Here is a 21304-nt window from a genome sequence, read left to right as displayed (position 1 = left end):
CCGGCGGATTCGAAACGGCACCTTCCGCTGCAGCAGAACGGCACAACGCGCAAAGCCGGCTTTATGGACAGCCGGCTTATGCTACTATAAGATGGCGAGATATTTGATCGCACGCCAAGGCTGAGTACGTGTTTGGCGATTTTTTAATGAGATACGCATATTTCGCGCTCAGGCGGCGCAATTGAACAAAGGGCTGATCATGCGGGGCAGGACCAAAATTGTTATCGCAGCCTTGATCGCCGTCGCCGGTTACGTCGCTTTCAAGGACGACATCGCAAAACTCTGGGAAAACCTTCACGTCAGGATCGCGGAGTACCCGCAGCCGAAGAAGACTGTCTGGCTCGACCAGGGCATCAGCAAAGAAAAACTCAGCTGGTTCTACCACGCCGACCAGGGAACGCGGACCTTCGGCATGCCCTTTGAATGGTTCATGGCGCTGGAGCAGCCGACGATTCCGTGGCTGGTCTTCACCGAGGCCGACCCGTTAAGCGACCCGGCCTATCTCGATCGCTACGGCTTCATTCCGGACACCATTATCCCCGGCAAGAAGGCGCTCCCGATCGGCATTGCGCAGGGCGGCCCGATGCTCGACCCGTCGGGCGCGCCCTGGCGCAACCCGCGCAACAAGCAGGACATGACCGGCGTCGGCCTGACCTGCGCGGCCTGCCATACCGGGCGGTTCACCTACAAGGACACCGCTGTCATCATCGATGGCGGGCCGGCGCTGACAGATCTGTTCAAGCTGAAGCAGGGAATGGGCGTGGCGCTGCTCTATACGCGGCTGATCCCCACACGCTTCGATCGGTTCGCCGCACGGATCCTGGGGCCGGACTCGGCGGTCGCGGATCGCGAGATCCTGAAATACCAGATCGACCAGGTCCTCACGCAATTGAAGGCCGTCAAGAATCTCGAGGAGGCCGTCGCTTCCCAGAGCGTGCTCGAAGGCTATGGCCGGCTGGACGCGCTGAACCGGATCGGCAATCAGGTGTTTTCAATCGACCTGAAGAAGCCGGAAAACTACGCGGGCTCCTCGGCGCCGGTGCATTACCCGCGGATCTGGAACACACCGTGGTTCGATTGGGTGCAGTATAACGGCTCCATCATGCAGCCGATGGTGCGCAATGCCGGTGAAGCGCTGGGCGTATCGGCCGAACTCAATCTGCTCGACCCGTCGAAGGGCCTGTTCAAATCGAGCGTCGACATCGACCGGCTCAACGAAATGGAGCAAATGATCGCGGGCGATCCGCCGAGCCTTGAAAAAGGCTTCTCGGGCCTGAAGTCACCGCGCTGGCCGAGCGACATCCTGCCGCCGATCGACGAAAAGCTCGCGGCCCAGGGCGGCGAACTCTACAAGGTGCATTGTCAGGAATGTCACCGTCCGCCGGTTTCGACCAAGGCGTTCTTCGATTTCAACAACAAGGATTGGTGGACCAAAAACGAGATCGGCCAGCCGATCCTCAAGATCGAAAACATCCCGATCGAGCATATCGGCACCGATCCTGCCCAGGCCGCGGACATGATCGCCCGGACGGTCGCGATCCCCCCGCATCTCGGAATCACGGAGACCGGATTCGGATTCGCGCTCGGCAAACTGGTCCAAAAGACCGTCGACGTCATTTATGATCAGCGGAAACTGGACGAGAAGCAACGCAATGCCCTGAACGGCAACGTGCCCAACGAAATCCAGGGCAAGCTTGAATACAAGGTCCGTCCACTGAACGGCGTTTGGGCGACCCCGCCCTACCTCCACAACGGCTCGGTTCCAAATGTCTACGCGCTGCTGTCTCCGGTCGACGAAAGGCCGAAGAAATTCTATCTCGGCAACCGCGAGTACGACCCGGTGAATCTCGGCTACAAATACGACAAGCTCACGAACGGCTTCGAATTCGACACCTCGATCCGCGGAAACTGGAACACAGGCCACGAATTCGCCGACAAGCCGCCGAAGACCAAGGGCGTGATCGGCAAGAAACTGGCCCCCGACGAGCGCAAGGCGATCATCGAGTACCTCAAGACGCTCTGAGACATGATGCCGCGCAGGCCGGGCTGGCTCCGGCCGCGATGCAACACGCTTGCGGAAACGAACGGCCGCGACCCTGCGCAACCCGCCCATGCGGTGGCGCGATTGACGCTTCGCGCGCTTTGGTCTGATGTAGGCGCAGCTTTCGTCTTCATCGGGAAAAACGCATGGCTGCGGGCAAGCAAGATCAACAACAGCGTCCGGCCGAGGTTGATGCGGTGTTTGACGCCGTCATTGTCGGCGCCGGCTTCGCCGGCATGTACATGCTGCACCGCCTGCGCGGGCTTGGCTTCACTGCGCGTGTCTATGAGGCCGGGGGCGGCGTCGGCGGCACCTGGTACTGGAACCGCTATCCAGGCGCGCGCTGCGACGTCGAGAGCATGCAGTATTCGTTCTCGTTCTCGGAAGAACTCGATCAGCAATGGGACTGGTCGGAGAAATACGCGCCGCAGCCGGAAATCCTCGCCTACGCCAACCATGTCGCCGACCGGTTCGATCTGCGCCAGCACATCCGGTTCGACACCCGCGTCACGGATGCGAGCTTCGACGAAATTGCAAAAGGCTGGCGTATCGAAACCGACCGCGGCGACAGGGTGTTCGCCAAGTTCTGCATCATGGCGATCGGCTGCCTGTCGGCGGCAAACCATCCGCCCTTCAAAGGACGTGAGGACTTCAAGGGGCCGGTCTATCACACCGGCGAATGGCCGCATGAAGGGGTCGATTTCACCGGGCTTCGCGTCGGAATCATCGGCACCGGATCGTCGGCGATCCAGTCAATTCCGATCATCGCGCGAGAGGCCTCAGCGCTTACCGTATTCCAGCGCACCGCGACCTATTCCGTGCCGGCCTGGAACGCGAAACTGACGCCGGAATACCGCCAAACGATCAAGGCCGATTATCCGGCGCTCCGGGCGAAAGCGCGGGCGCGGCCGACCGGCTTCTATTTCCCCTTCAACATGAAGCCGGCGCTGGAGGCCTCGCCGGAGGAACGCGAGCGACAATATGAAGAAGCCTGGGAGCGCGGCGGGCTGCCGTTCCTCGGCGCCTTCGGCGACCTCTTGTTCGAGAAGGAAGCCAACGACACCATCGCCGAATTCGCGCGCAACAAGATCCGCGGCATCGTGAAAGATCCCGCGACCGCCGAGCTGCTGTGCCCTTCCAACGTGTTCGGCTGCAAGCGTCTTTGCGTCGATACCGGCTATTTCGAAACCTATAATCTGCCGCATGTGAAACTGGTCGATGTGTCCAAAACACCGATCGAGCGTTTTACGAGCAAAGGTATCGAGGTCGACGGGTCAGAATATCAATTCGACGCCATCGTCTCCGCGACCGGCTTTGCCGCAATGACCGGCTCGTTCGACAAGATCCGCATCACCGGCCGCAAGGGGCAGACGCTCTCTGAGAAATGGCGCGCCGGTCCCCGCGCCTATCTCGGCGTGGCGACCGTAGGCTTTCCCAATTTGTTCACCATCACCGGGCCGGGCAGCCCGTCGGTGCTGGCGAGCATGATCCAGGCGATCGAGCAGCATGTCGATTGGATGGCCGACTGCATGGCGCATATCCGCGACATCGGTGCTGATACAATCGAGCCCATCGAGCAATATCAGGATGAATGGGTCGAGCACGTCAACGAGGTCTCAAAGATCTCGCTGCGGTCGACCTGCAGTTCCTGGTATGTCGGCGCCAACATCCCCGGCCGGCCGCGCGTCTTCATGCCCTATATCGGCGGCTTTCCGATCTACGTGCAGAAATGCAACGAGGTCATGAGCAACGGTTTTGAGGGTTTTCTGATCGACGGCGCCGACCCGCGCAACGAAGCGCCGCGCGTGCGGCTGACCGAGCGCTGGCGCGTCCCGCTCGACATCGACGTCATTTCGCCGGCGGCGGTCGCCGCCCGGCGCGTGCCCGTGGTTTGAAACGCTTACTCTGAAGCGTTTATCTGGAGACCACCAGCCGCAACCGCGGCTTGATCGTCTCGTCGAGTTCGGCCTTGAGCTCGTGCACGCGCGGATCGTCGGAACGCGCGGCACACACCGAGTATTGGTTGACCGAACGCACCAGCGCGCGTCGCTCATCGGCCCGTTTCGTCACCTGCGGGCTGGAGAGCCTCAGAACCATTTGCCCGAGTTGCACCAGCACTTCGTCGATCGCACGGTCTATCGCGGCAACTTCCTTCATCGCGCACCTCCTTCCCAAGGAGCAATGAACGGCCCGACCGGCCGTTCCCTGCGCTCCGCCGGTACGGATAATCAGGAGTAAACGAGGAACCAGCCTACCAAGCGACGCGCAAATTCTGCTTGATGGAATTCTTCGCAATTTAGCAAACTCGGCGGCATTCCCCGCTCGATGTTGCGTCGCCAAAGATGAGCGGGCGCAGCAGCGCGGCATCCTCGAGCCATGCGGCAAACCTAATTGCGGCAGCTTTGCGCGCGACCTAAGGTGCGGCCCTGTCCAACGCGAGGCATTCTACATGGTTACGCCGCTCGATCCCGTCATCGCCCAGATCATTCCGCTGTTGCCGCTGCGCGACCCCACGACGATGACGCCGCAGAGCGCGCGCGATGCGCTTCGCGCGCTGGCGGATGTCCGTGCCGCGGTGCCGCCGCCTCCGGTCGCCAGCGCAGAAAACACCAAGGTCAAGGGTGCTGCCGGTTTCCTCGCCGCGCGGGTCTATCGCAACACAGACGAAAAATCGCCGACGGTGGTGTTCTTCCATGGCGGCGGCTGGGTCGCCGGCGATCTCGAAACCCATGACCGGCAAGCGCGCCTGCTTGCGATCGAGACCAGCGCCGTCGTCATTTCAGTCGACTACCGGCGGCCGCCCGAGGTGCGCTTTCCCGGCGCCTTCGAGGACGCGTTCGCTGCCTTGAGGGACATCGTCGAACGCATCGCCGAGTTCGGCGGCGACATCAAGCGCGTCGGCGTCGCCGGTGACAGCGCCGGCGGCAATCTGGCGGCGGTGACCGCAATCGCCTGCCGCGACGCCGGCATCAAGCTCGCAGCGCAATTGCTGGTCTATCCCGTCACCGATGTTTTCGGCAATTTCGCGGATATCAAAGAGAACGCGCGCTTTCCCTCCCGCACTGAAAACGCCGAGGGCTATTTCCTGTCGCGCGCCGTCATGGAATGGTTCTGCGTTCATTATCTCGAGAGCGCCGCCGACGGCGCCGATTGGCGCGTCTCGCCGCTACGCGCAAGAAGCCTCGCCGGGCTCGCGCCGGCGATCGTCACCACGGCATGGTTCGATCCGCTCCGCGACGAGGGCAAGGCCTATGCGGATGCGCTCATCGCCGCCGGCGTCGCCACCAAATACTATGACGGCCCAGGCCTGATCCACGGCTATTTCGGGCTCGGAGAAGCCTCCGAGGCAGCTAAATGCGAAGCGCAACGCGCCCGCGCCGATTTCAAGGCGCTGCTTGAGCAGGGCGTATAGACACAGCGGGCCTTGTCAGCGCCATCGAGCTAAGCAACTATCCCGCATCATCGGGCCACCGTCAGTGCGGCCGGGGCGTTCGGACGTCAAGATCCGACCAGGGGGGATAGAAATGCTCGCATCCATCCGCTTGCGCGGCGTTGCCGTCGCCGCATTGTTGCTCGCGACCGTCTCCGTCGCATTCGCCGAAGGCCCCATCATCGCCAAACCGGAGGAGACGGGTTTCTCGAGCGCAGGGCTCGCGCGCATCGATGCCTATCTCAAGAACGAAATTGCCACGGAGAAGATTCCGGGCGCGATCATGATGATCCAGCGCAACGGCAAGACCGCCTATTTCAACAGTTTTGGCGTTCGCGATCCCGGCACCAAGGCGCCGATGACGCCGGACACCATTTTCCGCATCTATTCGATGACGAAGCCGATCACCACGGTGGCGGCGGTGATGCTGGTCGAGGAAGGCAAGCTGCAGCTCGATGAGCCCGTGTCCAAATACATCCCGGCTTTCGCTGACGTGAAGGTTGGCGTCGAGAAGAAGGGCGAGGACGGCAAGATCGGACTCGATCTGGTCGCTCCCAGGCGACCGATGACGATCCAGGATTTGATGCGCCACACCTCCGGCCTGACCTACGGTGTCTTCGGCGATGGCGCCGTCAAGAAGCTCTATCGCGAGGCAAACTTGTTCGAGGGCGATCCTGACAACGCCCTGTTTGCCGAACGTCTGGCCAAATTGCCGCTGGTCTATCAACCGGGCTCGACATGGGAATACAGCCAGTCGACCGATATCCTCGGCCGCGTGATTGAGGTGGTCTCCGGAAAATCGCTCTTTCAGTTCATGAAGGAACGCCTGTTCGACCCGCTCGGCATGACCAATACGAGCTTTTTCGTCACCGATGCGGCCAAACAATCGCTGGTGGCCGAACCGTTTCCGAGCGACCGCAAGATCGGTCCCGGTGCGGAAATGGGCGACCCGCGCGTCGCCCGCAAGTTTGAGGCCGGCGGTGCCGGCCTGGTTTCAACCATCGGCGATTATTCGCGCTTCGCCGCGATGCTGGTCAATGGCGGCACGCTCGACGGTAAGCGATATCTCAGCCCGAAGACGGTCGCCTATATGGGCTCGAACCATATCGGGCCGGGATCGGGCGTGACTCCCGGACCCGCCTATTCGCCGGGACCCGGTTTCGGATTCGGGCTCGGCTTCGCCGTCCGCATCGACGCTGGCGTCAGTCCGATCGAGGGATCGGTCGGCGAGATGAACTGGTCAGGCGCTGGCGGGACGACTTTCTGGGTCGATCCGAAGGAAAACATGTTCGCTGTCTTCATGTCGCAGACGGTCATGCACCGCGGCAGGCTTCGCATCGCTCTGAAAAATATCGTATACGGCGCTTTCGAAAAATAGCGATTTATCGAGCGACCGCAGAACGCTGCTTGGGCAGGGCGCATGGACGCCCTGCCCTTGAGCCTGAACTAGAGCTGCGGTCCTGATTCAGCCGAACCGTACCCGCGCCTATGCCGCCCGCACGCCGGCCAGGAAGCTCGACACTTCGTCCTGCAGTGCCTTCAGCTTGCGGCCGAGCCGGTCGCTGGACTCCAGCACCCTGTGCGCCTTGGCGCCGGTTTCCGTCGTCGCCGCGGTCACGTCCGAGATGTTCTGCGAGACCTGATTGGTGCCGGCGGCGGCCTTCTGCACGCTGGACGCAATTTCCTGCGTGGCCGCGCCCTGCTGCTCGACAGCGGCCGCGATCGAGGACGAAATCTCGTTCACTTCCATGATCGTCGAGCGAATGCTCTGGATGTTTTCGACCACCTGCTGGGTCTCGGCCTGAATGGCGTTGATCTGCGCGCTGATCTCTTCCGTCGCCTTGGCGGTCTGGCTGGCGAGCGACTTGACCTCGCTGGCGACCACCGCAAAGCCCTTGCCCGCCTCGCCGGCGCGCGCCGCTTCGATGGTGGCGTTGAGCGCCAGCAGATTGGTTTGGGACGCGATGTCGTTGATCAGGCCGATCACTTCGCCGATCTTGTGGGCGGCAGTCGCGAGGCCCTGAACGGTTTCGTTGGTGCGCTGGCCGTCGGCGGCAGCCTTGTCGGCGATCTGGGCGGCGTGACCGACGCGCTGGGTGATCTCGGAAATCGACGCGGAAAGCTCTTCGGCGGCCGACGCCACCGTCTGCACGTTCGACGACGCCTCCTGGGAAGCCATCGCCACCGCCTTGGAGCGGTCGCTCGCCTGGCTGGCCGTATGGGACATCCCTTGCGCGGTGCCCTGCATTTCGCTCGCATCCTTGATGACGTCGCCGACGACGGCCTGGACGCTGGCTTCGAACTTGCTGGCGAGATCCATCATCGATTTGCGCTTCTCGGCATCGGCATCGGTCTTCAGCTGGGCCTGCTCGGCGTGCATCTTGGTCACCGCCTCGGCATTGTCCTTGAAGACGCGCAGCGATTTGGCGAGCGCACCGACCTCATCCTTGCGCTGCGTATAGGGGACCTCGAAAGCGGTATCGCCGGACGCCAGCCGGTCGGTCAGGTTGGTGATGGTCGTGAGCGGCCGCGTCACGCTGCGGCCAATGAAGAACGAGCTGATCAGCACCAGCGCGAACACGGCCAGACACACCAGCGCGAACATCTGGGCGGTCTGCCGGAACACCGCATCGACGTCGTCGAGATAGATGCCAGTGCCGATGATCCAGCCCCAGGGCGCGAAGCCCTTCACATAGGAAATCTTCGGCACCGGTTGATCGAAGCCGGGTTTCGGCCACAGATAGCTGTAGAAGCCGGCGCCCTTCGACTTCACGACGTCGACGAATCCGATGAACAGCCGGTTGCCGTTCGGATCCTTCATCTCTCCGAGATCCTTGCCGTCAAGCTCGGCCCTGATCGGATGCATGATCATCTTCGGCGACATGTCGTTGATCCAGAAATACTCGACTTTGTCGTAGCGCAGGCTTTTGATTTCCCGGATCGCCGCCTTCTGCGCGTCGTCGCGCGACAGCTTTCCGTCGGTTTCGAGCTTCTGATAATGGGTCAGGATTCCATTTCCGATGTCGACCATCTGCTGCGTCTTGACCTGACGGTCCGACATCATCTGCGCGCGCATGGTGTAGAGCGCGATCGGAGCCATCACGACCATGCCGGCGAGACTGAGACCAATCATGACGGCAAGCTTGAAGCTGATGCGGGAAAAGAACATCGGGTCAAATCCTGGGCCTGGGATGGGAAAACGACTGTCTCAATATAGCCGGGACTTGTTAGCGAACTTTTAAGCATGCACTGGGCGGCGGCAGGGACTCGGTTGTATTGATATTGTTGAGCTTTGTGGTCGCCCTGGAACACCTGAGTACCCGGCCGACGTTACCGTCTCGCGCAGGTAGCCAGGTGCGAGGGGGCGTGTTTTCGTGCCGATCGCTCAAATGGAGTGCTTTGGTTTGCGTGCACCGGGCGTCTTGGGCGTCTTGATCTGGTCGAGCGCCGCGACAAGCCAGGCAATGCCCGCATCCATCATTGCAACCTTTGGGAGAACCGCATTGATGGCGAAGTGGGGCAGCGCGATCGGCGCCTTGATAGCGACAATTCCAAAGCGCGGACCGTGCATCTCGACGAACCGTCGCGGCAACGCCGAAACCAGATCGGTTTCCGCCAGCACGCCGAGGGCAAAAGCGAAGTTCGGCACCGTCAGCGCAACGCGCCGCGCCAGCCCCTGCTTGGTGAGTTCGACATCGACGAAGCCATAGGCATCAGCGGTGTGCGAGACGACGAGATGCTGCATGTCGCAGTAGTTCCGCAAGCGCGGTGCCTTCTGAAACGGGTGGCCCGCGCGCGCCGCGATGACAAACTCTTCCTGATAGAGCGTTTGCTTGTGGAAGCGCACCGGCACATCGTCGAACGGGATCACGGCAATATCCATGTCTCGCGCTTCCAGATCGGCCAGCGCCTGCTTCCAGGCGAGGTCGGGCGTGGGCTGGCCCTGCGTCGGCAGAATCTGGCGGATGCCGATATCGATGCCCGGCGCGGTCTTCCGTAACGCTTCGAGCAATGGCGGCAGGAACACCGCCGACGTTCCATCCGGCGCGCCGATGACGAAGCGGCGGGTCGAGCGCGCCGGATCGAACGGCGCACCGTTCGACACCACGCCCCGGATGCGCGTCAGGATTTCGGCCACTGGCGCCGCGAGTTCGGTGGCCCGCGCGGTCGGCACCACGCCCTTGGGCGTCCTGAGAAACAAGGGATCATCAAGCAGTTTACGCAGGCGTCCAAGGCCATGGCTGACCGCCGATGGCGACAGGTTGAGCCGCTCGGCGGATCGCCCGGCGTGGCGCTCCTCCATCAGGATTTCGAACAGCACCAGCAGGTTCAGGTCGGCTCTGGATAGATCAATCTTGTTCACCATATCGGTGAAATCATATCATTTTGTTCATCTGCGATGAAGTGGCAAATGCACCCCGCCGGACGTCCTGGATCCGGCCGAAACAAATCGGGAGTGCTCACATGTTCGGATTCCTGCGCAGGACACGACGGCCGTTGGACCAAGGTAAACCTTCTGCTTGCCCGCTAGCCGGCATGTCTAGGCGCGCGGCGATGACGGCCGCGCTGACGGCATCCCTGTCGTTCCGGCCATCGGAATGCCTGGCCAATTCAGCCGCCAGCGCGGGACAGCCGGTCGCGGAGCTGATCCAGCGCACCGAAGCGCAAGCGATCGCCTTCATGCGCGGCGAGATGGAGCAATGGTCTCGCATGATCCGCATCGCCGATGACTTCACGCTGATGCAGCCGTTCGGCGGCCCGGCCAGCCGCGGCTTTGATGCCAGCCCCGAACGCCTGGCGCAACTCGCCAAGTACTTCAGAAATGGCGACGCGAAACTCGAACTGGTGCAGAGCTACGTATCCGACGGTCTGGTGGTTCTCGTGATGATCGAGCGCCAGCATGGCGAGGTCGGCGGCCTGCCCGATCAGGACTGGTCACTCCGCGTCACTCAGGTCTATCGCAAGCAAGGTTCGGAATGGCAGCTGGTCCATCGCCATGCCGATCCGCTGGTCCGTTACGTCGGCCTGGAGACGGCCGCGGGCGTCGCCCGCGGCGCGCGGCTCGGCGAAAGGTCCTGAGGCCGTGGTGTCTTCAGGCGGCGCGGACCAAGACTCAAGAACTGGCCGACCTCGCGCTTGAGCCGACTGCTTTCGCCGGAAAGCGACTTGGCCGCAGCGATCACCTGGGAAGAAGCCGATCCGGTCTCGCAGCACGCATGCTGCTGGCGCCGCAACACGAAAATGCGGATCGTCAGCCACCGATCAACCCTGTAGCTGACGCGAGAAATCGCAGGTGGTCCGCGCGAGTTCGGCGACACCAGCGGTGAAGGCGCTGGGGCGGTCGTGGCGATACATCGCGACGTAGGGAATCGCCGGCAGCTCCGGATCGGTCCGGATGATCCTGAGGTTCCCCTCAGCGACAAGTGGCTTGAAGCATTGCAGCGGCAGATATGTCACGCCGAGGCCAGCGACGGTCAGTCCGAGCAACGCGATCAGACTGTCGCTGGAAAACAGGCGGGGAAGCATTGCACCTTCAGACTTCAGCCACTTGCTCACCCAAAGGCCGGTGCCCGATCGGTTTCCCTGGACCAGTATCGTGTACTCAGCCAACTCCGCGATCGAGAGCTTGCGCCGCGTACGTACGAGCTTTGGACTTCCCATCCACACGTTTCGGTTCTGGGCTAGCTCGACCGCGGTGATGTGTGCATCAGAAAACGCTTCTGGAATGATGATGACGTCGAGCCTGTCTTCCTGGAGCCGATCGTAGAGATCGCGGCTCATATCGACCTCGGTCTCGATCGTGACCCTTGGATATTTCGCGCGCAGACTCGCGATGAGGTGCGGAAACCACGTCAGGGCAGTCAGTTCGGTTATGCCGAGCCGAAGCCGGCGTACCGGTATCTCGTTTCCGTCTTTCAGATGAAGCACGCGTTGCTGCAACGCCAGCATTTCCTGCGCGAGCGCGAGCAGCTGCTCGCCCTGCTCGGTCAGGCGGGCGCTCCGCTGGCTCCGGTCGAACAACGGCGTGCCGGCAACGAGTTCGAGCTCTTGAATGCGTTTCGAGATGGCTGACTGGGTGGTGTTCAGTTTGGACGCGGCGCGTTCGAACGTCCCGAGCCGCGCAATCCAATACAGTGCTTCGACCTGCTTCAGACTGAACATGCGTTCCCCGTTTCGATCTAGCCATCGCGCGAGAGCTGAACCGCGGCCATGCGCGCCGCTCCCCAGGAGCGTTTCGGTCGCGCGCTCCATTCATTCTTCCATGGAATGAATTTACATTCGATAATATCACTTTTTTATCGTGTCGTTGCGATCTCAGGCTCGACCAATATGGTGCAGCTCACCCAGGCCAGCAGCGCACGAAATCTCGGCGTTGCGGTGCTGGCCGCCAAGGACCAGGCGGAGGCGTTTCTGATGCTGGAGACCGGCCGCGCCGCCGCCTACGTCCTCGATGATGTGCAACTCGCCGTCGCGATCGCGCGGTCAAAGGACCCGTCGGCCTACATCATCAGCGAAGAGGCCTTTTCGAAAGCCGAGCCCTACGGGATCATGCTGCGCAAGGACGATGCGCCGTTCAAGACCGTGGCGGATCGCGCGACTGCGAACCTGTACCGCAGCCCCGAGATCGAGGTGATCTACAAGAAGTGGTTCGAATCGCCGAACGGCCTCAATTTCCGCAATCCGATGCCTAAGGTTTTGCGGAGCGCATTCGCAAATCCGTCAGACAGCGCGGACCCGGCAAGCTACGAGCGCTGAGGGCGCGAATGGCCAAGGGCGGGCTGATGTTGCAAGGAACCAGCTGAACCTTCAGAGATCGCCGACAGCCCCTCCTCGAACACGTGTGCGTGTTCGATCCGCGGCGGCGTAACGCATGATCCTTGCCCCCGTAGGATAAAGGCTGGGGAAAGCAAGGAGACTTGCCATGAGCACATCCGTGCTGTTTTGGCGCCGGACCGATATCGAGGGCCTCGAGCGCCTGGAACTGACAATCGAGCCTGACCGGATCACGGCCACCGCGACCACGATCTGCCTCGACGCCGGCGGCTATCGCATCGACCATCGCTGGCGGCTCGATGCCGAATGGCACGCGCTGACCGTCACCGTGGAGCGCTGGAACGCGCAAGGCCATGGTCTGCTGCATCTGGAACGCGCCGGAACCGGCTGGCGGGTCGATGGTTTGCTGCGGCCGGACCTCGAAGGGGCCGAGGAGCCGGACCTGTCGGTCACGCCATTCTGCAACAGCTTCCCGATCCGCAGGACGCCGCTTGGCGCCGGAGAAAGCCTGCCGCTTGATACCGCCTTCATCGATGGCCCGGCGCTGACGGTGGCGCGGTCGCGCCAGCGCTACGACCGGCAAGGCCCCGAACGGCTACGCTACGTCGATCTTGGGCTGTCGCTCGGCTTTGAAGCCGATCTGGTGGTCGACGAGAACGGACTGGTGCTGCATTACGAGCACCTGTTCGAGCGCGTTCCGCCGACCGCCTGACATGCGCGCGTCGCGAAATGCCGTCTTTAATTTGCGTTGCTGGATTCTGAAAACTGGCGATCCCGGCATGACTCGAACATGCGACCTACGGTTTAGGAAACCGTCGCTCTATCCGGCTGAGCTACGGGACCGCGAACCCGCTGAATCGGGCGGGTATCGCGATTCCATACCAGAGCGGAAGCCTGATCGCCAGCCTGCGATTGCGCCGTGATTTACAACGCAATCGCAGGATTCATCGGTGATTTTACCGCTACACCGTCGAAATGCCGTCGATCGGGCTGACATCGCCGACGAACCGCAGCAAATCGGCCATGGTGAAATCGCCCGGCGTCTTCGAAGGCAGCGTCGGCTTCCAGTTCTTGCCCTTGAGCCACAGATACGACTGGCGGTCGCCATGCACGAGGCCGACGAAGACTTCGGCGATGATCGTGGCGCCGACCGGTCCGAGTTTTTCGCCGCCGCCGCGTTGCTCGGCCTCTTTCAGGATGTAGTACCAGAGCGGGGTATGCTCGTGCAGGCCATGCTTCTTGGCCACCGCGCCGTCGGTGCCCTTGGCGATCTCGGCCGAAGTCAGCGGGTTTTTGATCCGCATCGCCTTGGCGACATCCTGTCCCGACGGCAATCCGAGCAGCACGCCGCGCTTCAAATTGCGGAACGGCAGGCTGCCGCCGCCGCCCGGCAGCGTATGCAGTTGCGGCACCACGAACGGATCGAGCTTGCGGGAGGGATTGAGCCTGACGTCAGCGGGATTGGTGGCCAGCACTTCAAAGTAGCGCCGCCAGTCGATGATCCAGTTGCTGGACAGCAGTGGCAGCGGTAGCGGCGGGGTCGGCGGATTGGGCGCGAGATCGCCGATGATGCCGCCGGACAGTCCCGTGAACTTGAACAGCAGGTCGAGCGTGGCCGGGATTCCGCCGCCGCCGGGCGTGAAGATGCGGTTGTGGCTGTAGACCTCGCGCACCATGCTGTGGCCGATCCGGTAGGCGGCCGCGGAAAACTCGACCGGCATGTAGGGCGTCTTCCTGAAGCGGTAGAAGCGGCGGCCCTGCTCGAGGATTTTTGCGACGATGCCTTTTTCGGTGATGCGCTCGACGAAATCGTGCAGCACCATCCACTGATAGTGCCAGGTCACGATCTGGCGTGCCTCCGCAAAGATCTCGCCGACCGGCGTTCCCTTCGCCGCCAGCTGATCGCACACCTTGTTGTGGAATTTCAGCATCGCCAGATGCGTCTGCGCAACGACGAGGTTTTCATCATTGCGGTGATCGCCGATCAGCGCAAAGCCTTCGGGACTGCGCGGCAGATCGTTGCGAAGATCGCCGGTCACGCCACCGAGCGGCACGTTGATGGTCTTGCCGATCAGGAGTTTCGGACCCGGCGTCTTGCCGTCGAGGTCGCCGGGATTGCGCGCGTAAAGCTGCCGGCTGCCATCCGGACCGAGACCATAGACGTTGTCCAGATCGAGCGCCGGCGTGCGGAAATTTTCCACCGCGTTGGGATCGGCCTCCTTGTCGCCGAATGAGGTCAGATCGAGCGTGATGTCGTGATCGACGAACTGCCCGAGATAGGTGAAGCCGGCCGGCACCTTGGTGTTGTTCCCGGCGGGGTCGCCGGGGTTCGGGTCTTTCATCGCGTCGGCGAGTTCCTGCAGCGGCTTGTCATCGACCGCCAGCGGATCGAGGGTCGGAAACATCCGACCGAACATGCCGGGATCGTCGTGCCCGGAAAGCGTATCGAGAAATTGCCTTGTCGGATGACGGCCAGCTTTGCCATGGCCGGGCTGGACATTCACTTCTGTTGCCATCACGTTTCTCCAATCAGGAAAATGCTGCGAGGAGAGGGGCGCCAGTTGAGTCGTCTCAGTTCCTTAAAATGCGATTCGAAATTTCAGCATTGCCCCTCTGGGTGAGTGACAACAGATATAATCCCATAGATTGTGGCTGATTGTTGCGTGGTTCACACTTCGCCGCGAAGTTTGCTGCGTCAATAGCGCTCAGGTGATTTCGAACTCTTTGCGGATTTCGGCGTCGGTGTAGAAGCAGATGCCGCCGTCGAGATCGTGGACCAGCCACTCTCCGAGATAGACGATCTGCGCGCCGCTCCGTCGCTCGTGTCGAAGCTCGAGTTGTCCGTCGTCGCCGCGTTGAAGCGAGCAGCTCGACTGCACCCAGCTCGGCCATTCGTACAGAGGCTGCCCTGTGAACTGCCAGGCGATCAATGCCGTATTGCTGGGACGGGGCTTCAACGTGAGTGTGCTGTTCACAACGATCTCCGAAACGGTGACTTTCGTAGTCTGACAACGCGCGGAAGCCATAAAGGTTGGCGCGGTTCCCGGAACTTCGCCACGAGTCGACCGCTTTTCCTATGCGTCTTTGGGATAGTCCGGGATCATACGGGCACGTTGCGGCAGCCGCCGCAGCCGCCCCTGCCAGGCGGGCCGCCGGATCGCGTCCCGAAAAATCAAGAAGATGAATACCGGGCCTTACGCCTTGATGTTGTTCTCGCGCACGACCTTGCCCCAGGCGCTGACCTGCTTGGCGAAGAACGTGCCGAAATCCTTGGCGTCGGCCAGCAGCAGCGTCATTTGCTGCGTTTCGCGCAGCTGCGCCGCGACCGCGGGCTCGCTCAGAATTTCGCGGACCGGCTTTGCGAGGCCATCGATGACATCAGGCGGCGTACCCTTGGGCGCAAAAATGCCCCACCAGGCCAGCGTCTCGGAATCGGGGTAGCCGGCTTCGATTCCCGTCTGCGTGTCCGGGAGCGATGGCATCCGCTCGCGCCCCAGCTGCAAGATGGGGCGAAGCGTATTGGTCCCCAACTGCGCCATGATCAGCGCCGCCGATCCCGCGATCAGGTCGACGTGTCCGCCGAGCACGTCGTTCATGGCCGGTCCGCCGCCGCGATACGGCACATGCGTGATCTCTGCGCCGGCCTGCTTGGCGAGCATCGTCATCGCCAGATGGCCGAGGGTGCCGATGCCGACGGAGGCGTATTTGATCGAGCCGGGTTCTTTCTTCGACGCTGCAACGACATCGGCAAAATTCTTGAACGGCCGGCTCGCGTTCGCCGCGATCACATAGGGCGCGGTGCCGACGAGGAACACCGGCACCAGATCCTGCTCGACGTCGACCTGCGGCTTTTCGAGGATGGCCGGGATCACCGCGTGAGAATCGAAGGTCACCAGAAACGACGATCCGTCCGGCGGGCTCTTGGCCACCTGCGTCGCGCCAAGTGAACCGGCGGCGCCCGACTTGTTCTCCACCAGCACGATACGGCCGAGCTTGGTCTGCAAGTGAGACTGCAGCAGCCGCGCCAGCGCGTCGGTCGAGCCTCCCGGCGGGAATGGCACCACCAGCGTCAAGTTCTTCGCCGATTGTGCCAAGGCCAGCGACGGCGCGAAAGTGAATGCGGCCGACGCCGCCAGCATCGACCGTCTCGTGATCTTCTTCATTTCTCTCCCCCTGATTATTGCTGCGTTTGTTTTTTGTTTCGCAGAGCTATTGATTACCGAAGCCCGATCCCGGTTTTTTGTACTCCGGCCGCGGCGGGCTGAAAATATCGAGCACGCGGGCACCGTCCGGCCCGGCGCGCATGGTGTGCGGCACGTTTCCCGGCGTGCGCCAGAAATCGCCCTTCTTCACCGCGATCTCCTCTTCGCCCTGTACGCGGATGGCCGAACCCTCGAGCAGCACGCCCCATTGCTCCTCGGGGTGATGATGCAGGGTGCCTTGCGAATGCGGCGCCAGCGTCACCACCGACAGCATGGCCTGCTCGCCGGCGAAGATGCGCGTGGTGAGGCCCGGCGCGAGATCGCGAAACAGGCCGTCATCCGGGTTGTCCAGATTGTGAAACTCGTCCCTCTGACTCATCGTCGCTTCCTCAACGTCAGTTGTCCCAATGTCCGTTGCGTCTTGATCATGATTTGCCGTAGGAGCCCTGATAGCGCCCTTCGCGGATCGCTACCAACGTTTCCTCTTCTCGCCTGGTCTGGGCGCGCACCGCCTCGAGCAACGAAGGTGCGATCACGGCCGGAAAGGACACCACGCCGTCCTCGTCTCCCACCACGATATCACCTGGCGATATCACCGACCCGCCGATCGAGACCGGCACGTTGATCTCGCCGGGGCCGCTCTTGTAGGGGCCGCGATGAATGACCGAACGGGCAAAGCACGGAAAGTCGGACGCGGCGAACGCGGCAACGTCGCGGATCGCGCCGTCGATCACATAGCCGGCAGCGCCGCGATACTCAGCGATGTTCTTCATGATCTCGCCGACCAGTGCCCGGCTCTCGTCGCCGCCGCCATCGACCACGATCACGTCGCCGGGTCCAACCAGTTCGAGCGCCTTGTGAATGGCCAGATTGTCGCCCGGCCGGGTGCGGACGGTAAAGGCAACGCCCACGAGCCTGCCGCTGCGATGGAACGGCCGCAACCCCACGGCGCCCGGCAGCCGGGCAAGGTTGTCGCTGATGATCGACGTCGAGGCGCTCCTGAATGCCTCGATTAAGTCAGACGCCGGCTTTGGCACGCTATCCATGGCAATGGTGACGCTCATGCAGTTGGTTTCCCCTGATGCTTCTTCTTGTTCGCGGACATCTTTGATAGCGCCAAACTCAGGCAATCAAATACCTTTTTGCACAGATTGGTATGCCCAAATTCTATTCCATTGGGCTGTATCGGAATCGGCATCGCAGGAGATCGCCGGAAAATCGGGCGGCCGGTCGAGCGGATTTTCATCAGATGTGAACTCGCCCCTTCATTGGTGCACGATGTTCGGCGAAACCGCGCCGGGCCGGCGCTGGGAATAAATGGCAAAGTCCTGCCACAATGCGTCAACAGGGGTGACTGCGGCGCAAGCCGCCTCCGGCCGGCTTCCGCCCAACGGTCCAAACCGCTTTCGCGTTGAATTTCCAGAATAAATTCCAACGCACCGCCGGTCGGTTCCATCGATCACAGGCAAGAAATCAGCGCTGGAAAATCAGCGGGTTCCGGGGGTGACAAGCCCTGTCAAAATGGCGACAATCCGTTTAATCCATGACCGCAAATCAACTTTGGAACTCGCGTTGTTGAGGAAACTCCGTCCGTGATTGCGTCACTATCATCGCTGCTCGCTATCGCAGCCGTCGCCGGCCTCGTCGTGCTGGGCCCGGTGCATGCGCATGCGCAGTGGTGGCGCGGCACGCCGGTCGATTTCGAATCTTGCGCTGACGCCGCCGAGAAGGCGAAGACCAAGGAAGACAGGACGTCAGCGCTTGCCGAATGCAACGCGAAGTTCGCCGGCCGCCGCAAGCCTGGCGGCGGCTACACCTATTACGACTTCATGCAGGACCGGACCTTCGACATCGCGGGGCCCAACCCGACGCCGGAAGAGCAGAAGAAGATCGACCAGCAATATACCGCCTATCTCGAAAGCCAGCGCCGCAGCAACATCGCGGCGGCCTTGACGGCCAAGCAACAACAGCAGCAAGAGCAAGAATCGCAGCGCGCCGTGCAGCAGGTGGCGTTGCGAACCGAGGTCGAAAGAATCCCTGTGCCGGTGGCAAGCCCGGTCAAGCAGGCCGCGCGCATCAAGGCTTCCAACTGCAAGAAAGATTCCTTCTCCTGCGAATGGCCGCGACTGTCGCAAAGCATCGACGATCTGAAGAAGCTGTTCAACCCGACGCCGAGCAACCCGCCGCCGGCCAAGCCGAAGCGGGGCTGATGTATTCCGTCGTCCCGGCGAAGGCCGGGACCCATACCCACCAGCGATCGTTGTTTTGCAGGCTGGTTATTGTCTTCCTTTTCCAATAACACGAGCCGCGGCGTATGGGTCCCGGCCTTCGCCGGGACGACAACATCAATCCGCAATCACCCTCGCATCAACACGATCAGTTCACCGGGCGCGCTTGGTCCGGCGCGGCGGCTTTAGCACTGGCGCGACCGGTCTGTGGGCACGCGCCGCCGCGGCCCGCTGCTCCTGCAGCCGCGCCTCATAGCCCGGCGACGGCGTCGCAACGGGCGGCACGGCATACGCGGGAAGCACGGATAGCCAGCCAAGAAAAGCGGCGATCGTCAGAGAGACTGTTCGTGTCGGTGTCATGCCGCTTCTCCCAGTGAACGCTCCCCGGCAAAACTCGCGCGCATCGGCGCCGTTTCAAGGCAACCAACTGCTTCATCTGCGGATCTGATCCGGTGTCAGCCCCGGCGAACCCTGGCCGGCGGCCTCGGCTTTGCGGATCAGTTCGACGACCCGGCGCGACAGCGGCACGTCCAGCCCGCGCCGCTCGGCGATCTCGGTGATGACGCCCTGAAAATAGTCGATCTCGGTGCGGCGGCCGCGTTGCAGATCTTCCCACATCGAGGAGCGCGCTTCGGGATCGATCTTCATCGTCCGCCCCAGCACGGCTTCGAAGATCATATCCGGCAAACGCAATAAAGGCGGCATCCAGCCCGCCGGCAGCGGCGTCGGCGAAACCGGCTTGATGCCCTCTGCGCGCATCGCCGCCAATCCTTCCGTCACCTGGTCGGCAAACAATCGCCGCCAGGGCCGTTGCACGAGTTGGCGGCGCAGCGGCAGATCGGCCAGCGCATTGAGCGCGTTGTTGAGATTGAGCAGCAGCTTGCCCCATTGCACGCCGTCGATATTGCCGGTGGGGCCCATGTTCAATCCGGGCACTGAAAGCTTTTCGGCGGTACCGGCGTCGTCCTGTTCGATCACGATGTCGCCCGAGGTGGCGCGATGAAACCGCCCCTCGCCCGCGGTGATCACATTGAACGGCACCATGCCGCCGAGCACGCGCCGACCGGGCAAGCGATTGCGCAGCACCGCAACATTGCCGACACCGTTCTGCAGGCTGACGACAATGACATCTGATGGCGCGTGCCGTGCGATGATATCCGCCATGTCAGCGGTATCGGCGCTTTTGACCGTGACCAGCACAACGCCAGCATCCGCAAAGATCGACGGGTCATCCGACAATTTCAGCGCCGTCGCTTCGATCGTCCGGTCAAAACCTTCAAAGCTCGTCGGCCGCAGGCCTTTGGCCTCGATCTCGGCGATCACGCGCGCTCGTGCCAGCAAGGCGACACGACGGCCGCCGGCCGCCAGCATGCCGCCGACGAAGCAGCCGATGCTGCCCGCGCCCGCCACGCCAATCGTTCGGCCTGCGTTCATCTTCAATTGTCTCTATTGCCGGCCCTTCGATAGCAGAACCGGCACCCGGTGCCTATCGAAGGCGCAAACGCTTATCCGGGCGCGCCTTGTAACCGTCATGGGCCACCGTTATGTTTCGCCCGGGGGCTGACCACGCTGCAGGAGACCACCATGGGTTTACTCGACATACTCAACGGCATGCAGAACGGCCCGCGCGGCCCCGGCAACCCGAACGCGCAATCGGACAGCAAGGAGGGCATGTCGCCGATGACCATGGCGATCCTGGCCCTGCTGGCCTGGAAAGCCGTGAAACATTTCGGCGGCAGTCAGCCCGGTGCAGCGCCGTCGACGCCTTCTGCCCCGCCGAAACTGCCCGGTAACGTGACTGCGGGCCTGCCCGGCGGCCTGGGTAACGCCATGGGCGGAGGCGGCCTCAGCGATCTGATGAAGGGCGGCCTCGGCGGCTTGCTCGCGGGCGGCGCCGCCGGCAGCATCCTCAGTGGCGGTCTCGGCGACCTGCTCAAGCAGTTTCAGGAAAAGGGCCAGGGCGACGCGGCGAGTTCATGGGTCAGCAACGGCCCCAACAAGGAGATCGCACCGGGCGATCTCGCCAGCGCGCTCGGCGCCGATCAGATCGAATCGCTGTCCTCGCAGACCGGCATGTCGCGCGATGATCTGCTGCAGGGTCTCAGCCAGTATCTGCCCGACGTGATCAATCACCTGACGCCGGACGGAAGGCTGCCGGACGAGAACGAAATCTCAGGCCGGCTTTGATACCGCGGCGCGCTCGCGCGCCGCATTCTCCCTCATAGAACATTGCAAAGGACCATCGCCATGGGTGGCATTATCTGGGTCATCGTCGTCGGCTTTGTCGCCGGAATTATCGCGCGCCTGCTTTCGCCCGGCCCCAACAACCCGAGCGGCTTCATCCTGACCACGGTGCTCGGCATCGCCGGCGCGTTTCTCGCGACCTTCATCGGCCAGGCGATGGGCTATTACAGCGCCAACCAGGGCGCCGGCTTCGTCACCGCCACCATCGGCGCGCTGATCGTGCTGTTCATCTGGAATCGGCTGGTCGCCAGCCGCGTGATTTCGGATCCGGGTAACAGATAGAAAAACTATCCGTCGTCCCGGCGAAGGCCCTAGGGCATGCACACATCTGATGTCGGGGATTCCCGAATCGGCATTTTGTGTGATTCATATTGTGACACTTCGG

Annotated in this window: 20 protein-coding genes, 1 tRNA gene and 1 pseudogene; 10 read left to right on the top strand and 12 right to left on the bottom strand. The window is 62.3% G+C overall.

Annotated elements, in window-relative coordinates; genetic code table 11:
* Nucleotides 1-181: 181 nt before the first annotated feature.
* Nucleotides 182-2023 (top strand): di-heme-cytochrome C peroxidase, encoded by a 1842-nt coding sequence (locus tag JQ609_RS24640; protein WP_249128366.1) that lies wholly within the window; start codon nt 182-184, stop codon nt 2021-2023.
* 164 nt (nt 2024-2187) lie between these two features.
* Nucleotides 2188-3936 carry an NAD(P)/FAD-dependent oxidoreductase gene (locus JQ609_RS24635; protein WP_212275332.1) on the top strand — a complete coding sequence of 583 codons (1749 nt, stop codon included), beginning with the start codon at nt 2188-2190 and terminating at the stop codon, nt 3934-3936.
* Between the two features lie 19 nt (nt 3937-3955).
* Here JQ609_RS24635 and JQ609_RS24630 read toward each other — a convergent pair whose 3' ends face one another.
* The gene (locus JQ609_RS24630) at nt 3956-4198 is read right to left on the bottom strand and encodes a hypothetical protein (RefSeq protein WP_211998296.1); all 243 of its coding nucleotides are present in this window, start codon (nt 4196-4198) and stop codon (nt 3956-3958) included.
* 292 nt (nt 4199-4490) lie between these two features.
* On the opposite strand from JQ609_RS24630, the gene JQ609_RS24625 reads away from it, so the two are divergent.
* Entirely contained in the window at nt 4491-5453 is a 963-nt protein-coding gene (locus JQ609_RS24625) for an alpha/beta hydrolase (protein ID WP_212275330.1), read from the top strand.
* Nucleotides 5454-5565: 112 nt separating this feature from the next.
* Nucleotides 5566-6849: a serine hydrolase gene (locus tag JQ609_RS24620; protein WP_212209732.1), complete on the top strand. Its 1284-nt coding sequence runs from the start codon at nt 5566-5568 to the stop codon at nt 6847-6849.
* A 108-nt stretch (nt 6850-6957) separates the two neighbouring features.
* On the opposite strand, the gene JQ609_RS24615 is transcribed toward JQ609_RS24620, so the two are convergent.
* Complete coding sequence (locus tag JQ609_RS24615) at nt 6958-8640, bottom strand: methyl-accepting chemotaxis protein (protein ID WP_212275328.1); 1683 nt, start codon at nt 8638-8640, stop codon at nt 6958-6960.
* Nucleotides 8641-8856: 216 nt separating this feature from the next.
* The gene (locus JQ609_RS24610) at nt 8857-9837 is read right to left on the bottom strand and encodes a LysR family transcriptional regulator (protein ID WP_212275326.1); all 981 of its coding nucleotides are present in this window, start codon (nt 9835-9837) and stop codon (nt 8857-8859) included.
* 188 nt (nt 9838-10025) lie between these two features.
* Here JQ609_RS24610 and JQ609_RS24605 point away from each other — a divergent pair, with 188 nt between their 5' ends.
* Nucleotides 10026-10550: a YybH family protein gene (locus JQ609_RS24605; RefSeq protein ID WP_249128365.1), complete on the top strand. Its 525-nt coding sequence runs from the start codon at nt 10026-10028 to the stop codon at nt 10548-10550.
* Between the two features lie 183 nt (nt 10551-10733).
* Here JQ609_RS24605 and JQ609_RS24600 read toward each other — a convergent pair whose 3' ends face one another.
* Nucleotides 10734-11633 (bottom strand): LysR family transcriptional regulator, encoded by a 900-nt coding sequence (locus JQ609_RS24600; protein ID WP_212275321.1) that lies wholly within the window; start codon nt 11631-11633, stop codon nt 10734-10736.
* Between the two features lie 141 nt (nt 11634-11774).
* On the opposite strand from JQ609_RS24600, the pseudogene JQ609_RS24595 reads away from it, so the two are divergent.
* A pseudogene (locus tag JQ609_RS24595) lies at nt 11775-12227 on the top strand (amino acid ABC transporter substrate-binding protein); the annotation flags it as partial.
* 166 nt (nt 12228-12393) lie between these two features.
* Nucleotides 12394-12957, top strand: a complete 564-nt coding sequence (locus JQ609_RS24590; RefSeq protein ID WP_212275315.1) for a putative glycolipid-binding domain-containing protein — start codon at nt 12394-12396, stop codon at nt 12955-12957.
* Nucleotides 12958-13011: 54 nt separating this feature from the next.
* Here the strand turns inward: JQ609_RS24590 and JQ609_RS24585 are convergent.
* The 6 genes from JQ609_RS24585 to JQ609_RS24560 all read right to left on the bottom strand — a co-directional run bounded on the left by JQ609_RS24585 (nt 13012) and on the right by JQ609_RS24560 (nt 17511).
* Nucleotides 13012-13088 (bottom strand) — tRNA-Arg (locus JQ609_RS24585).
* A 119-nt stretch (nt 13089-13207) separates the two neighbouring features.
* The gene (locus tag JQ609_RS24580; RefSeq protein ID WP_212209737.1) at nt 13208-14761 is read right to left on the bottom strand and encodes a heme peroxidase family protein; all 1554 of its coding nucleotides are present in this window, start codon (nt 14759-14761) and stop codon (nt 13208-13210) included.
* A 189-nt stretch (nt 14762-14950) separates the two neighbouring features.
* Nucleotides 14951-15220 (bottom strand): hypothetical protein, encoded by a 270-nt coding sequence (locus tag JQ609_RS24575; protein ID WP_212275313.1) that lies wholly within the window; start codon nt 15218-15220, stop codon nt 14951-14953.
* A gap of 219 nt (nt 15221-15439) precedes the next feature.
* Nucleotides 15440-16408 (bottom strand): tripartite tricarboxylate transporter substrate binding protein, encoded by a 969-nt coding sequence (locus tag JQ609_RS24570; protein WP_212275312.1) that lies wholly within the window; start codon nt 16406-16408, stop codon nt 15440-15442.
* Between the two features lie 46 nt (nt 16409-16454).
* Nucleotides 16455-16826, bottom strand: a complete 372-nt coding sequence (locus JQ609_RS24565) for a cupin domain-containing protein (protein ID WP_212209740.1) — start codon at nt 16824-16826, stop codon at nt 16455-16457.
* A gap of 46 nt (nt 16827-16872) precedes the next feature.
* Nucleotides 16873-17511 (bottom strand): RraA family protein, encoded by a 639-nt coding sequence (locus JQ609_RS24560; protein ID WP_212275310.1) that lies wholly within the window; start codon nt 17509-17511, stop codon nt 16873-16875.
* A gap of 528 nt (nt 17512-18039) precedes the next feature.
* On the opposite strand from JQ609_RS24560, the gene JQ609_RS24555 reads away from it, so the two are divergent.
* A complete protein-coding gene (locus JQ609_RS24555) occupies nt 18040-18657 on the top strand; it encodes a hypothetical protein (protein ID WP_212275308.1) in 618 nt (205 codons plus the stop codon).
* Between the two features lie 171 nt (nt 18658-18828).
* On the opposite strand, the gene JQ609_RS24550 is transcribed toward JQ609_RS24555, so the two are convergent.
* Entirely contained in the window at nt 18829-19035 is a 207-nt protein-coding gene (locus JQ609_RS24550; RefSeq protein ID WP_249128362.1) for a hypothetical protein, read from the bottom strand.
* A gap of 72 nt (nt 19036-19107) precedes the next feature.
* Nucleotides 19108-20109, bottom strand: a complete 1002-nt coding sequence (locus JQ609_RS24545) for a 2-dehydropantoate 2-reductase (protein ID WP_212275306.1) — start codon at nt 20107-20109, stop codon at nt 19108-19110.
* A 150-nt stretch (nt 20110-20259) separates the two neighbouring features.
* Between JQ609_RS24545 and JQ609_RS24540 the strand changes: the two genes are divergently transcribed.
* Together JQ609_RS24540 and JQ609_RS24535 are read left to right on the top strand one after the other, a co-directional pair.
* Entirely contained in the window at nt 20260-20862 is a 603-nt protein-coding gene (locus tag JQ609_RS24540; protein WP_212275304.1) for a YidB family protein, read from the top strand.
* A gap of 60 nt (nt 20863-20922) precedes the next feature.
* Nucleotides 20923-21201 carry a GlsB/YeaQ/YmgE family stress response membrane protein gene (locus JQ609_RS24535; protein WP_212209745.1) on the top strand — a complete coding sequence of 93 codons (279 nt, stop codon included), beginning with the start codon at nt 20923-20925 and terminating at the stop codon, nt 21199-21201.
* Nucleotides 21202-21304 lie beyond the last annotated feature (103 nt).

Source organism: Bradyrhizobium sp. AUGA SZCCT0169 (genome assembly GCF_018130085.1).
Classification (GTDB): Bacteria; Pseudomonadota; Alphaproteobacteria; order Rhizobiales; family Xanthobacteraceae; genus Bradyrhizobium.
This window is presented reverse-complemented; position numbering and strand designations above follow the sequence as displayed.

What these genes read in the sequence shown, in the direction of transcription:
- JQ609_RS24635 (WP_212275332.1), top strand. Translation starts at nt 2,188, where the DNA reads ATGGCTGCGGGCAAGCAAGATCAACAACAGCGTCCGGCCGAGGTTGAT.
- JQ609_RS24630 (WP_211998296.1), bottom strand. Translation starts at nt 4,198, where the DNA reads ATGAAGGAAGTTGCCGCGATAGACCGTGCGATCGACGAAGTGCTGGTG.
- JQ609_RS24625 (WP_212275330.1), top strand. Translation starts at nt 4,491, where the DNA reads ATGGTTACGCCGCTCGATCCCGTCATCGCCCAGATCATTCCGCTGTTG.
- JQ609_RS24620 (WP_212209732.1), top strand. Translation starts at nt 5,566, where the DNA reads ATGCTCGCATCCATCCGCTTGCGCGGCGTTGCCGTCGCCGCATTGTTG.
- JQ609_RS24615 (WP_212275328.1), bottom strand. Translation starts at nt 8,640, where the DNA reads ATGTTCTTTTCCCGCATCAGCTTCAAGCTTGCCGTCATGATTGGTCTC.
- JQ609_RS24610 (WP_212275326.1), bottom strand. Translation starts at nt 9,837, where the DNA reads ATGGTGAACAAGATTGATCTATCCAGAGCCGACCTGAACCTGCTGGTG.
- JQ609_RS24605 (WP_249128365.1), top strand. Translation starts at nt 10,026, where the DNA reads ATGACGGCCGCGCTGACGGCATCCCTGTCGTTCCGGCCATCGGAATGC.
- JQ609_RS24600 (WP_212275321.1), bottom strand. Translation starts at nt 11,633, where the DNA reads ATGTTCAGTCTGAAGCAGGTCGAAGCACTGTATTGGATTGCGCGGCTC.
- JQ609_RS24590 (WP_212275315.1), top strand. Translation starts at nt 12,394, where the DNA reads ATGAGCACATCCGTGCTGTTTTGGCGCCGGACCGATATCGAGGGCCTC.
- JQ609_RS24580 (WP_212209737.1), bottom strand. Translation starts at nt 14,761, where the DNA reads ATGGCAACAGAAGTGAATGTCCAGCCCGGCCATGGCAAAGCTGGCCGT.
- JQ609_RS24570 (WP_212275312.1), bottom strand. Translation starts at nt 16,408, where the DNA reads ATGAAGAAGATCACGAGACGGTCGATGCTGGCGGCGTCGGCCGCATTC.
- JQ609_RS24565 (WP_212209740.1), bottom strand. Translation starts at nt 16,826, where the DNA reads ATGAGTCAGAGGGACGAGTTTCACAATCTGGACAACCCGGATGACGGC.
- JQ609_RS24560 (WP_212275310.1), bottom strand. Translation starts at nt 17,511, where the DNA reads ATGAGCGTCACCATTGCCATGGATAGCGTGCCAAAGCCGGCGTCTGAC.
- JQ609_RS24550 (WP_249128362.1), bottom strand. Translation starts at nt 19,035, where the DNA reads ATGACACCGACACGAACAGTCTCTCTGACGATCGCCGCTTTTCTTGGC.
- JQ609_RS24545 (WP_212275306.1), bottom strand. Translation starts at nt 20,109, where the DNA reads ATGAACGCAGGCCGAACGATTGGCGTGGCGGGCGCGGGCAGCATCGGC.
- JQ609_RS24540 (WP_212275304.1), top strand. Translation starts at nt 20,260, where the DNA reads ATGGGTTTACTCGACATACTCAACGGCATGCAGAACGGCCCGCGCGGC.
- JQ609_RS24535 (WP_212209745.1), top strand. Translation starts at nt 20,923, where the DNA reads ATGGGTGGCATTATCTGGGTCATCGTCGTCGGCTTTGTCGCCGGAATT.